This window comes from Plantactinospora solaniradicis (assembly GCF_042658085.1).
Taxonomy (GTDB): Bacteria; Actinomycetota; Actinomycetes; order Mycobacteriales; family Micromonosporaceae; genus Plantactinospora; species Plantactinospora solaniradicis.
This window is the reverse complement of record NZ_JBHSPR010000053.1, coordinates 211,902-224,733: the sequence shown is the minus strand read 5'-3', so window position 1 is coordinate 224,733 and position 12,832 is coordinate 211,902. Positions and strand designations below refer to the sequence as shown.

Sequence of the window (12,832 nt, the reverse complement as noted above, 5' to 3'; positions counted from 1 at the left end):
GGGGCGTGTCGGTCCCAAAGGATCACAATTCAGCGGGACGATCAAGCTCTGAGACTGAATGGCCCGTCAGCCGGTTGGCCGGCGTAGTCCTCGAACCAGCTCCGCCGGATCGATCTCTAGACCGGTAGCCAGCTTCAAGAGGTTGTGCAGGCTGATGTTTCGTCTCCCGCGCTCGACCTGCCCGACAAAGGTCCAGTGGAGGCCGGCCTTGTCGGCCAGTTGTTCTTGGCTCAGCCCAAGCTCGTGCCGGCGAGCGCGCACGCGTTCGCCAAACTTCTGGGCTGGTTCGGATATGGGCTGATTTGCCATGGCAGCCCAACTTCATACGTCTCAAGCGCCTAGATCCAGAGACGATGCGTCCCATGACTATGCGTCCCATGACGCTGCGTCCTGCTACTCTCGCTGCGCGGCCGCTCTGCAGTACTCGAAGGAGGTGGCGCGTATGAGCATCCAAACCGGTGGAGAAGACGGCGGGGGCGGCACCGGCGGCTAACGCCAAGCTGCCCAGGGCTACGTGCCTGCAGGCAACAATCACGAGGACCCCGTGCTGCGGCCGACGCACGGGGTCCTTCGTCTCGGCCGCAACTGGGCGGCTTGACCGGGTTGCTATACTTGATCATGAAACATGAACAATCTGCTTGACCGCCTCTACCGGACCAAACTCGTATTGCTTGCCACTCTGTGTACAGGTGCTGGAGCCGCGCTTCTCCTGCTGGCGAGTTCGGGGGACGGCGGCGTGGCCTGGCTCAAGCGCCTCCCTGTGAGCGACTTCGGCTCGGCGTTGCTTACCACCGGTCTTGTAGCCATCCTGTTCGAGTACGTCGACCGGAAGGATGGCGAGACGCGGGCTGCTCGGCGGTTGCGCCAGGTCTTGGCCGATGAGGCGCCGGCGATCCGTGACGCCGTCGTTGATGGTTTCGCTTTCGAGCCGCAGCGGCTCGCGAACGTGGCCTCGCCTGAGACTCTCGACCGCATCATCGGTAACTGTCTCACTGCCCGGGTCGGCAACTCTGCCTTGGCGACCGACACCTACGCCGATATTCGAGAGCAGCTCCTGAGGGCGGCTGAGTGCTGGTACGACCTGCAGGTCTCCGTCGCGCTTGCGCCCTGGATGCGGGGGCCGGCCTCGGGCAGAGGGGCGATGCTCGTGGCCACGGTGCGCCATGAGTACAAGGTGGTACCACCTATAAAGCCGGTGCTCCGCTTCGCGAGCGCGTCCCACCCTGATCGCTACCGAGAGTTGCTACGCGATCCCTCCGTGGCTAAGGCGTGGTACTTCGAACCATTGCGAGGACTCGACGCTGCGTCGTTGGAGGCTTTCCGCCTTGTGCAGTTCACCGCGGACGGCAGGCCGCGCCGGCTACGCCACGCGATGCACGATCAGGGACACTCCTACAGAGTGACCCTCGGCAAAGATCTCGCGAACGACTCGCGTGAGGTTGCCATCAGCTACACCTACCAGGCGCTGGTGCAGCGCAGCGGCCACCTCTTCCATCTGGACATTGCCCGCCCCACGAAGGGGCTGAAGGTGGAGTTCTGGTACGGCGGCTGCGGCATCCGGCACGTCAACGTCCTTGACTACGTTTCCAGTGCTCAGCAGCCGCGCATCAGCCGGTCATCGGCGTCCGCGTCATCGCCGTCCGTGGCGGTGAGCTTCGATGGATGGGTGCGCCCGAAGGCAGGAGTGGCCTTCGTATGGGTGTTGGAAGACGAGGTCAGTCCATCCACTGGGCCGGCCTGCGTGGTCCCTTCAGTCACAAGCAGGTAGAGGTGCCGCCCCAGATAACGCCTAAACCACGACAAAGTAAGTTAACGATCATTGCTCTTGGGTATTGTGCATGTGCACGTGCAGGCAGTGCGAGGAAGTTGCGGTTCAGCGGTATGGGCGAACACTGAGGGTGATTTTGTCGTACGGTGCGGGTAGGCTTGACATCAAAGCCGTTATTGACCAACTACCACACGTGACCGCTGGGACGCAGAGGTAGCGATGAGTCAGGTTGAGGGGTTGCCGGAGTGGGCGGAACGCCTGCGGGAAGCGCTTGCCGTCAAAGTGGAATCGGTTGATCAGCTGTACGGGAAGCTCGGCCTACCGGCCAGTGGTGGCTGGCTCGCAGATGCATTGGCTGGGCAGGTTGAACCACGCCGACAGCAGCTAGCCCAGCTGGCGGTATTCAGCGGCATACCGCTCGCGGTCTTGGTCGGTGATGTTCCGGTGCGGAACCTGGCCGTTGCCCTTAGATCGAGCGTGGATGTTTCGATCGACGAGGTCAGTGCGGCGAGCCGTCGTGCCGAGGACGCTCTGGCTGACTTGGGCCTTCTCCTTTCTTGGTATCCGCAGGAGGCGGCGCGAACGAGCGCTGCGGCAGCCCGCGCTCGACGTGCAGTGGCCCGCGATCCTTATGAAAAGCACGCCGCTATCCGCACTGCTGAAGGCTTCCGAGACTTGTTAGGCATCGAGGACGAGGAGCCGGTCGGCGACCTGGCAGAGCTCCTCGAAAGCCTTGGGGCGGCTGTGGTCTTCGAGCCGATGCCGAAGGCGATACAAGGCATTACGGTACGCGACACGTCCCGGGATGCCTGGCAGGCGGTCGTAGTTGTAAACAGTGATACCTGGTGGGGTCGTCAGCGATACACATTAGCTCACGAGCTTGGCCACCTACTCTATCGGGACGACCAATCATTGTTCATCAACCAGAAATCTTATGATGAGCAGGATCTAGTCGAGTATCGTGCCGAGATATTTGCACGCCATTTCCTGGCACCCGATGCTGCGGTACGTGAGTTCTGGTCGGAGCATGGGCCGAGGCGGGCCGTCGATGGCCTTGGTGTTCCGCTCGCTAAATTTATGATGCACTTCGGCTTGAGCAGGCAGGCGAGCGTGCGGACATTAGTCGAAGTCGTAGGCGTTCCGCGCGACCGGTTGGTGCCCTACACCTTCCCTGGTTGCAGCATCGAGCAGATCATGCGTCAGGCTCGTCTTGGGGCCGAGTGGGATCAGCAGCGCATGTCCCAGCACCAGCCCTCTGCATCGAATTGGATGCTTTCCATGGTTCTTGACGCGTATCGTCAACGACTGGTCGGCGTCCGAGTAGTGGCTCGGGTCTTGGGACGCCCAAATGAGGTCCTGGCGGTCGAGCAGGAGCTGCAGGAGCAGGGATACGGCGCGGGTGGCGGCTCGCTACAGTCGCAGGGTTAGGTGAGGGCGTCGCACTTGAGGCAGATGGCATCGGCCGACACGCATGCCAGGTCAGCAACTTCCGTCGGTCGCGCTCCCATCGGAACGCCCGAAAATTCCTGGGTGTAACTGAACATCTCGAACGCTTCTGATGGCTGGTATTTTCCGGCGCATACGAGTTCGGTGAGTACGTGTCCAAAGTGTCGAGCAGGGACCTCGTATGCCTCGGCGATAAGACTTGCGTCGCCGTCGTTCGTGAGGAAAATCACCTTGTTGCCTTCTCGCGATCGCTGCACACACAGCGCGATCGACATCGCCTCGCCGAGGTGAGATCCGACCGCGACATCCTTACCGTTACGCTCGGCAAGTTCTACCAATTGACGGTGCACCTGATCGAAGATCCTGGCATCGCAGGCCTCGCTCGGCTCGATGACGCCGATCCCGGCATCCAAAATGTGGAACTGCGCCGTCCTAGCAGTCGAATACAGACGGCCGTCCTTCGTGTAGCCGCCGCTGGGGCTCGCCAGTCGACGAATCTCGTCCTCAACGCAATCAGCGATCCGTAGCCGCCCGGAGTAATGGTTTGCGAAGTGTACGATGCACGTCTGCCTACCGCACACGCAGAGCAAGACACCGGCATCTGCGAAGACCACGGATTGGGGCAGCCCTCGCCGCGGGATGTCAGGGCTGAAGGCATGCCGGCGCTCCGGCATGGTCGAAGCCGGGGGAACGCGGTTGATGCGTGGGGGCATCATGCGGGGTGATGGTTTGTTCAGCTCCGTTGACACCACGTCTCCCTTCGTCAGGCAAAGACGGGAGCAGCCGGTAGCGAGGCAGCGGCGCCGGTCGGCCGGTGGGCCCAATCGTCCCGTGACACACACCAGCGGCGGACTGAGCACTGGGTACATCCGGCGCTCGGCTGCGGGCTCCAGGTTGTGTCGGCCAACCACCGTCGACCGAGACGACGGATCCGGCCTCGCGCTATCGCCATGAGCTCGGGATCGTCAGTTGAGTAGGTGTGTACCACCGCCCCGTGGGGGGAGAGCAGTTCGAGCTGCACCTCGCCCCGCGTCGCCCCGAAGTGCCGGGCAACGCCAGCATCGAGCGCGACGAGTCCCCACGAGACTGCGAGAAACCAACTGAAGATGGCGTCCCGGTCGGCCTCCGGAAGTGCCTGGACGGTCTTGACCTCGCGTATGACGAGCCTGTCACCCTGCAACCAGGTTGCGTCTGCCTTGGTGGCGATCACGACGTCGGCCGCACTGTCAAAGGCGTAGAGGGTCCGCTCCGAGACGAAGTGCCCGATCCCCTCAGCCAAGTGAGGACAGACTGCAGCGTGCGAGCGCAGGAAGCTGTGGGCAAGCTCGTAGTCCCGTGGATCAAGGACGTCAGCGCCTACGAGGGGCATGCCCCTCTCTGGTGCTGGTAGGTCCTCGGCCGTGCAGGCCTGGCCGCGCGCGTGTGCTGCCACCAGCCAGCGGTGGACTGCCCGCCCTCGTCGCTGAAACTCGCTTCCCTCTTCATCTCGAGGCAGATGGGCCTCGTGCTCCATGTACCACCGAGAGGGGCACTGGTCATGCAGCTCAAGATCCGAGGCTGAGAGTGACCTCGTCCAAGGGCCCCGCCCCTTCGACTGGAGGAAGCCCGGTAGCGCGATCAGGGCGTCACAAACGCTCGTTGCCCTACAACTGGAACAGTCACGACCGGGGCGGTACGAGCCGCCCTCGACCACGGCGAGCGCCGCCTCCCGGCCGTGGCGCTCGTAGAGGTTGTCAGCTTCTTCGGGAGTGATGCCCTTTAGGACGTGGGACTCGATGCCGTCATGCAAGCCGATCTCGGTGACCCAAATGCGTTGGACGGGCTCGCGGACGAGACGGCGGGCGGCCACCCGGGCGGCGATGTACGCCCAGGCCGTGATCTGCTTACGCGCCGGGGTGGTCCGAAATCGCCGGACCTCACGGACGCCTCCTGGCCCGTCGTAGACCGTCCCCCAAAGGGCAAGGGTCGCGTTGGGCTTCTCCTGGATCTTCATCCAGGACTCGACGAAGCGGAGACGGCCCAGCTGCTCCTGGCGCGCCTCGTGGTAGGCGTAGTACTGCTCAAGGGCGTGCTCCAGGAAGCGCCGCGCTCCGTCGTGCTGGTCGACGAAGGCCCGCTTCTCCAGCTGGACCGCCTCGTCGATAGCAACACCCCTGCTCAGATGCCGTTCCACTCGCTCAATGGCCGACATCAACGCCTTGAGCATGAACGGTCCGTCTCGAACCGCCCAGTCGCCTGTGTCGGGCTTGGTCTTTGGCCTGGCCTTCAGGGCCAGGTGCAGACGGCAGGACTGCTCCCGCATAACGCTCTCGGCGTCCGTGGCGCCCACGCGATAAACCTTTGCGTCGCGCCGGAGGGGTATCCCGGGGTTCCAGTCCAATGCCTGATCCTGCCTCGCTCGTCGCTGTCGCAGACAGCAACTGCAATCGTGCGCAGGCTATTCCCCGGTTCACCTGCATCTTCGCCAACGGGTCGATTCTAGACGGTGCTGTGAATGTTCGGGCTGGCAACAATTCACGCAGATCTAAATACCGATCTGATCCTGCCTACGTGACTCTATCCTGTGGGTCAAACACCTTGGGTGTGCGTGTTTCATGGCTTTGCTGCCCGGCATAGGCGCTGCTCAGGCCCAGTCTCGTCGTGAATGGTTTGGCCGCGATGTGATGTATAACGAACTGGTGTTCGCGATGCGCCCACAGTGGACTTAGTACGTTTGTTCTAACTCGATGGGCATCGGGTGTACAAGAAAGTGCATCCATCGACCTCCGGGGTACACGGCGTCCGTTGTTGGCGTTGCGATGATGGTGGTGGTTGTAGATAACTTTCATTCGCTGTCTTCCGGGCGGCACATTCAGCCACATCGGCGGAAAGGTGTTGACAATGGATGTCGCCCCCTACCCGCCGCTCGTCGGTCGCATGAGGTAGAGCATGATCAGAACCATCACCAAGATGGCAGCAACCACGACTGCGCGCTGCCCGGCGCTCATCGCGCTCCAGTCAAAGCTGGTACGAGGAACGCCTCGAAGCCCTCGTCGCTTCTCGTCCGCCGCGTCATTCCGACTCGATGCTCGGCTAGGCGCTTGCTTGATCAGGGCAACTGACTGGCCAGAGTCTGTTGTGTCTCCGGCTGCGGATGTCGGTGTGACTCCCTCCGAAGGTCTCTCCGACTCGGACGGCTCGTCACCGAACGCGGCGCCGACGGACCTCGCCGGCTGCTTCCTGGCGTTGAGCGCATGCCAGACTTCCAGCCAGACCGCCTGCTGCTGGTCATCAAGGCCGACTGCGCGCATGAAGCTCGTCACGATCCTCCGCCCGGGAAGCGTGGTGCGCTTCAGCGCGCTGCAGAGCGTCGATGCAGCGAGCGGGCGCGGGTACTCCTTGGCGATGACCCCAATATCGCGATAGGTCAGGCCGGACCACTCGCGTAGCCGGTCAAGCGCCGCGTTGTACTCCGCTGGTGTCGTAGCGTCCAGGGGATTGGGCGGATCCACCCCCTGGTCGCGAGCCGACGACCTGTGGATAGCTCCTTTGGCCTCGCTCGCGGTGGCCTTGGCAAGGCTGTTGCGGCGGGCAACCCAGGTCTCGGGGTCGTCACCGCACTCCTCGACGATCGCCCTGACCAGCGCCGCCGACGGAAGGTGCCGGCCCTGGCATGCGCCGTACACCGCGCTCTTTGAAAAGTGCCTGCTCTTGGCTATGACGCCGTAGCTCTTCCCCGCTCGTTGACGCAAGAGGCTCAGGTCGTTCCCAAACCTGGCCACGTTGTCGTCCGGGGTGCCTGCGGTAGTGATCTGCTTTGACATCGTTGTCTCCGCTGGTCCTGGCCCCGGACTCTTGCCGGAGTCCGGGTCCAGGACCGAGCTCAGCCCTCCTGCTTTCGAGGCCTGAGTCGGGCAGCCACACCGCCGGCGACGGCAACAAGCGGGACGATCACCAACGGTTCCACGCCCACGGAGACCAGCAGCACGATGAAGATCAGTACGACAATCAGTACCAGGATCACGGCGGGGTATCGCCGCGGCCAGAGGACGCAGGCGAGCACGAAGCAGCTCAGTAGACCAACCAGTGCCAGCGCCGCCCAGGTGGGCACGTCAGGCGGGTTGAACTCTGTGGGCGCCAACAAGACTCCTTTGTGGTAGGGGTGAGGGAGGTCGGGTCGCCGCCCTCGCCCAATCAATTGACCGGTAGTCCCCGGACGCACGATCTGTGCGGCTCCCCGTGAATAGGAATAGCAAGGTGGACACTCGCGGGCTAGCTACTCTGCGTTCGCAAACACCTGTACGAGTCGTTCGGAGACTTTTGACCTGTTTGCCCGACAGGTGCCCGAACGTAGCTGCCTGAACGAGTGGAACAGAACCCGTGCACGGTCTGCCCGTTCGATTCGGGTGTTCCGAACACACGGTGTAGACCTCGCGTCCGCTTCCGGAGGTCGGGGTGAGGGCCAACAATGTTGTTAGGATCCGCAGGACCGACGCTGCTCGGGCGGCCGCCACCTCGCGGCGGCGGTGCCTCGTGTGGAAAGGCCGGCAGACGTCAGGGCTGGCTGCTGGCCCCCGCTGAGCGGACGTTTGGATATAGCCGCGCTGTGCTCCACATGGAGTGTTGGCTAGGCGAGGAAACGCCGCGCGCGTGCGGCAATGGAAGCTGTTACTGATCATGATTAAGCTCCCGATACACCTGCGACTGCTGCCAGGGGACCTATCAGAGCGAAAGCCCGCGCAGGCTGGCCTCCACCACTCGGACGACGAGGAGGAGCAAGGCCACCGTGAGTACGGCGCCGGCGGAGATGACCAGGAAGCCGCGATGCCTTGACCAGTAGGATCCGGTGTCTTCGGATTCCGGGCTTTCGGGCGCTGCTGCAACTCCGTCGTCAGCTGCTGCTTCCTCTTCTGGTTGGACCGCCTGGCGCGGCTCTCGGTTTGGCTCCTTGTCGCACCCCTCCATGATCAACATAAGCTGGTATCTCGCCTGGATCTCTGCATCGTTCAGCCGGCGCCAATGGCGACACCACTCCACCAGGTCAGCCGCACTTCCCCCACAAGCAGCCACAAGGCGTTCGACCTCCCGTAGCGTCGGGCGGTTCGGCTGCCTGAGCAGGCATCGCACTTGGCTCGGAGGCAGCGTGCCGTCGCTTGCCGGCACTGGCTGGTACTTCGGTCGCGGCATGTTCATCCGCTCGATGAGCGTCGCCGTGTCGAGTTGTTGCCGTGTCGCTATCGTGTCGAGCGCGTCGACGAGCTCCTCCATTGTGGCGAGACCGGCGAGTTCGAGGTCGGGAAGCCGTGGTCCTTGTGGCGTTTGTGCGTCGACGGCAGCCGCAATGTCGGACACAGGCAGCGGTGGGGGAGAGGTCGTCAACTTCCGCAGCTCGACCGCTCGTTTGGTTGACTCCCAGCGAGTTCGCCAGTGTGCGAGCTCTTCGTCCGTCGTGCCGCACGCCAGCACGTAGGCTCGCATGCATTCCCAGGTCGGCAGCTTGTCCCCACGATCTGCCTGGGACAGACCGGTGTGGCTGAAGTTGCCCCGCTTTCCCATGAGCCGGTATGCCGGATCTCCGGCGTTACGACGCAGTGTCCGAAGCTCCAGGGCTAGCGTCGCTGTGGGGCCTTCGGCGATGATCGGTTTCTTGATGCGTCCCATCACTGGCCCCCACACACGTCCGGACTGCTGCCCGAGGGCGTGCCAGCCGGTACGAGCCATGGTGGTGTAGCGCTGGTGGCTTTGCGTAGCGAGAGGGAGCAGAGCCGCCCGTCGGAGCGCATGCCTGGCGTGGCGTAGAGCCTCGGCGTTGCCCCTTCCAGGTCCGCCCTGCCAACGGGCGTGAGGCTGTGGATGGTCATCCGGGCTTGAGCAGCCCGGGATTTTGGGGGAGGTCCGTCTCCCTGCCTTGGACCGGCAGCTTTTCGACGGTCGGGGTTCATGCTGTCGTCCTTCTGGCCTCGTGCGTTGGTGCAGGGCCCCCCGCTCCCGGAAGATTCGGGGGGCCCGTCCGCGGGTTCAGCGGTCATGGGGGCAGGTGGTCGAGCTCTGTTCTGGTTCGCTGGAACTCACCAGGAGGTCGACCCACGTGCCGGGTGAATCATCGCACTTCATCAGTGCGGTTACCTCTGTATGTGACCCCCCTCGGCCAACGCTTTTTTGTTCACGATCAAAAGCATGATCTTGGGGAGCTTGTCAGGGCGACATTGTGAACAAAATCTTGGCAGACCAGGGTCGGATTGTTCACGGCCATTGAGCAGCGCAAACGTCGCGGTCACCGTCCCGTCGCAGATCGAAGCGGCTTCTAGGGGTTGCGTCCTAACCAAAACGCCCGTTACCTAGAGGCCTGTCGCGCGTTCAGTGTCTGGGGACACGTTGAGTAATTGCGTGATCACTGAACTCCGATACGGCCTCGGAAGGGTTCAGCGGTATCGGAAGTAAGGAGGGGGTCCCTCGCTGGAACGGGGGACCCCCGCTTCCGCCTTCCGTCATAACTTCTCATCGATCAGCCAGGATACGCCCTACTCCGCCGTAGGCGCGCTCGATTCTTTGGTCGGGCTTCGGACTTCTCTCGTATGCGCAATCGTGCGTACTTGGTATTGAAACGGAGCGGTTCCGTGCAGGCGTAAGGAATGGTAAAGACTCTTACGCAATTCGGTTTGGCCAGAAATGAGGAGGTGTTGAACGATTGGAAGCGCTCCCAGGAGGGTTGTTAAGTGGCCCCGCCGGAACCTGGGTCGGTGATCTTCGGTGGAAGAGTCGTTGATCATGCAGACCACAAGGGTCCTGTTGTTTTGTGGAGTCGCTGAGGCTCGGCGAACGCGTTACAAGAGCAAGGGACGTTGGCGACCACCTGTGGGTCACGATGGGACGCGGTCGGTCGTCGCCCTGTCCTCGGTCGCGTCCTGAGTATCGCCGTCGACGGCCGGCGGTGCGGACCCTTGTGGAACGACAACCACGGATGGATGGCGAGGCCGGCGACGGTAAGCAAGAGTGCCGAGCGCTGACCACCACATCGTGGTAACACCAACTGCCAGCCACTCGCCGGGCCTCGCTGTCTCCGACCAGACCATGCCTGCTGTTCCGAGGCCGAAGACCACCCATCCGATGCGGGCGCCGATCGTGCCGGCAAATGCCAGAATCAGTAGAGCGGCGCCGGAGACGAGCCACGCCAGCCACAGCACGTCGGCGTTGATGGGCAGGGTGAGGGACCGTTCGTTGATGTAGGCCCGAACAGGGTCCGCCACAACGGCGATGAAGCCCTCGGCAGCCATCCAGTCGATGCCGTCGTCGGTCCAGCCGGCGATCGCGCCCACCGAAGCGGCCAAAAGTGGGATCACGACGTACCCGACGAGGAGCAGGACAATCCCACCGATCACGAAGGCCAGCCACCCTGGCGGCCAGTTGGGCCGGCTTCGATCTGTCGCCTCGTCCCACAGGTGGCGACCGAGCTGCTCCACCGCCTCGGCAAACTCGCTCCAGCGCCGCCGAACAGTGTTGTTTCCGGTGGACCGCGGAGGTTCGTCCGTTGACAACCAAGCCTCCATCTGGCTGACAGTGATGGGTACCTCTACGTAGAGTGCCACGCCGAATGAGTTTCATGTGCCCCGCCGGCTGCCCGGTCCCTCCTCGGGGGAGAGTGGGTCGGGCCTGGCGCAGGGTTAGAGCCCTGGTCTGGCGACTTCGGGACGCGTCACGCTCGGCTCGGAGGTTCACGTCCATCGCGTCGGACCTCCGCCATCGGCCCCAGGTCAACACGACGCGCGCCCGTCCCGACCGTGATTCGGCCGGCGACACGACTGCAGCCTCAAACCACGGAGAGCCGTCGACCGGCATAAAGGTCGCACTGAAGGCGGACCTCCGGTCTTGGGCAGAGATGGACCAGTGTCCGCGACTTGTCCGTTGACGCGGATGCGCGACGAAGCCTTACTGGTCGTGGCTGCCTTACGAACGAGCAGACCCGAGGTGGTGCGGGTAGTCGGTGCTCGCCGACGCCACCCGGACTCGGGTGGTGGACGACCTGATCATCCGGTTCGCCTGCGAGTTCGAAGCCGACCTCGCGGCCGAGGAGGGCTTACTGATGAAGCTGGGTCCCTGCGATTCAAGCTGTCGGGACGCGGCTGCCGGGTCTCCAGCCGTTACCGCGCCACTCATTCGACGGGCTCGCTGGGGGTTGCTTGAGGGCGTGGTTGTTATCGCTGAACTGTGGCGCTCGGTCGATCACTATCTCGGTGACAGACAAGGTGGTCTGAGCCTTCTGGGCCGCCGACTCCCAGCTTGTGATGAGGGATTTGGTTAACGCGGTGACTGCGTTGGCCAAGGCCTCCAGCGGCTTGTCGACGGACTTGCTGAGGCTTCCCGCCACCTCGTTGTATGCCTGAAGTTGCGCCGAGATGATCTTTATGTGCTCAAAGCCGAGGTTCGCGAATGCCAACTGTAGACGGTCAAGGGTTACGGCTGCTTTCACGCCTTCGTCGCCGAGCCAGCGCAGATTGTCCGAAACAGACCCGTAGTAGTTGCCCAGACTCCCGGCGTAGACGACGTACGAGCCGGCGGCGCCAGGCGATGACCAGTACTGCTGCAGGTCCTTGATCTGGCTGCTCAGGTTGTCACGAAGGGCCTGGTAAGCGTTGGCGCCGTGTTTGAGCAAATTGGCGCGGTTACGGATGACTCCGGGCCAGGTGGAGTTGGCCTGGTCGATGAGCTCGAGGCTCGATTCGGCAGGGGCAAGCCCCCATTGCCGGACGATCGCCTCGGCGGTAGCCAGCTCGTTGCCCCACTGGCTGATGAACCTCTTGAGCATGCGGTGGCCCTCGGTCAGAAACTCGGCCTGCAGCAGACCCTGTGGGGTCTTCGAGAGGTCAGCGCCCTGGGGTAACGCAGCTTCACTGACGATCGAGCCGTCCTTCCACAGCAAGTTCAGGTCGTGGGCGTCGGGCACGCCGTCGGGAATGTTCAGCGCGTAAGTGCCGCCGGTGTAGCGGGCCGGGGCGTCAAGGTGGCCCCCTGGCCGGGCAACACGGCCGGGTGGCTGTTTCACGCCGTCGATGAAAGGCATGAGTGGGGTGCCTTGCAGAGTGGAGAAGTCCGAGGCGACCTTGATGTCGGTGTCGGCGTAGTTCGCGGCCACCTGATACAGAGTTTCGCCGACGTCACCGAAGCGTTCACTGGCGAGGCCCGCTTCCTTGACCCGCTCGTCGCAGGCCCCAGCCCACTCCGTCCTCCACTTCTGTACCCAGTCCATCGGGCCCCAGGCGTTGTCGGGGACAGCACCGACGTGCCGGACGTAGTGGCCGATGGCGTCGCAGGCCATGGCATCGCTGTAGCGGCCACTGGCGTGCCGGACCAGGGCGGCGGTTTCAACGGAGAGTGTCCCGTTCACAGGTTGCCACCCCACCGCTGGAAAAGCCGCTCGGAAGTCCGTGAGTAGTCGTGCAGCGCGGCGGTCAGGGCGCCGTGCACCTCGTTGGTGAGTTCCTTGTGGGTGAGTTGACCGAAGGCGCCCCGTTCGATCAGGACGTTGATCTCGCCCCTGTCGTCGCGCTGCACCTCGACATACCCTCGTGGAGAGCGGCCGCGCACCGGGTGGGCGTCCAGCTCGGCCCGGAAATGTTCGTACTGGCTTCGCATGGTCATGTC

11 protein-coding genes are annotated in these 12,832 nt (G+C 63.4%); 2 read left to right on the top strand and 9 right to left on the bottom strand.

What is annotated here, in order from left to right; all coding sequences use genetic code 11:
- Positions 1 to 66: 66 nt before the first annotated feature.
- Complete coding sequence (locus ACFP2T_RS37570; RefSeq protein WP_377430615.1) at positions 67 to 309, bottom strand: helix-turn-helix domain-containing protein; 243 nt, start codon at positions 307 to 309, stop codon at positions 67 to 69.
- 316 nt (positions 310 to 625) lie between these two features.
- Between ACFP2T_RS37570 and ACFP2T_RS37565 the strand changes: the two genes are divergently transcribed.
- The gene (locus ACFP2T_RS37565; protein WP_377430613.1) at positions 626 to 1,768 is read left to right on the top strand and encodes a hypothetical protein; all 1,143 of its coding nucleotides are present in this window, start codon (positions 626 to 628) and stop codon (positions 1,766 to 1,768) included.
- Positions 1,769 to 1,987: 219 nt separating this feature from the next.
- Positions 1,988 to 3,196 (top strand): ImmA/IrrE family metallo-endopeptidase, encoded by a 1,209-nt coding sequence (locus tag ACFP2T_RS37560; protein ID WP_377430611.1) that lies wholly within the window; start codon positions 1,988 to 1,990, stop codon positions 3,194 to 3,196.
- Here ACFP2T_RS37560 and ACFP2T_RS37555 read toward each other — a convergent pair.
- From ACFP2T_RS37555 to ACFP2T_RS37520, 8 genes are all read right to left on the bottom strand, one after another.
- The gene (locus ACFP2T_RS37555) at positions 3,193 to 3,963 is read right to left on the bottom strand and encodes a hypothetical protein (protein ID WP_377430609.1); all 771 of its coding nucleotides are present in this window, start codon (positions 3,961 to 3,963) and stop codon (positions 3,193 to 3,195) included. The two genes, ACFP2T_RS37560 and ACFP2T_RS37555, sit on opposite strands and share 4 nt — an antisense overlap.
- 14 nt (positions 3,964 to 3,977) lie before the next feature.
- Positions 3,978 to 5,543 (bottom strand): PD-(D/E)XK nuclease family protein, encoded by a 1,566-nt coding sequence (locus ACFP2T_RS37550; protein ID WP_377430606.1) that lies wholly within the window; start codon positions 5,541 to 5,543, stop codon positions 3,978 to 3,980.
- 565 nt (positions 5,544 to 6,108) lie between these two features.
- Complete coding sequence (locus ACFP2T_RS37545) at positions 6,109 to 7,017, bottom strand: helix-turn-helix domain-containing protein (RefSeq protein WP_377430604.1); 909 nt, start codon at positions 7,015 to 7,017, stop codon at positions 6,109 to 6,111.
- Positions 7,018 to 7,076: 59 nt separating this feature from the next.
- Complete coding sequence (locus ACFP2T_RS37540) at positions 7,077 to 7,334, bottom strand: hypothetical protein (RefSeq protein ID WP_377430603.1); 258 nt, start codon at positions 7,332 to 7,334, stop codon at positions 7,077 to 7,079.
- Between the two features lie 581 nt (positions 7,335 to 7,915).
- Positions 7,916 to 8,854, bottom strand: a complete 939-nt coding sequence (locus ACFP2T_RS37535) for a hypothetical protein (protein ID WP_377430601.1) — start codon at positions 8,852 to 8,854, stop codon at positions 7,916 to 7,918.
- A gap of 1,199 nt (positions 8,855 to 10,053) precedes the next feature.
- The gene (locus ACFP2T_RS37530) at positions 10,054 to 10,779 is read right to left on the bottom strand and encodes a hypothetical protein (RefSeq protein WP_377430598.1); all 726 of its coding nucleotides are present in this window, start codon (positions 10,777 to 10,779) and stop codon (positions 10,054 to 10,056) included.
- 515 nt (positions 10,780 to 11,294) lie between these two features.
- On the bottom strand, positions 11,295 to 12,575 hold the full coding sequence (locus ACFP2T_RS37525) for a hypothetical protein (RefSeq protein WP_377430595.1): 1,281 nt from the start codon (positions 12,573 to 12,575) through the stop codon (positions 11,295 to 11,297).
- Positions 12,572 to 12,829, bottom strand: coding sequence for a hypothetical protein (locus ACFP2T_RS37520; RefSeq protein WP_377430593.1), 258 nt, complete (start codon positions 12,827 to 12,829; stop codon positions 12,572 to 12,574). The genes ACFP2T_RS37525 and ACFP2T_RS37520 overlap by 4 nt, the downstream gene beginning before the upstream one ends.
- Positions 12,830 to 12,832 lie beyond the last annotated feature (3 nt).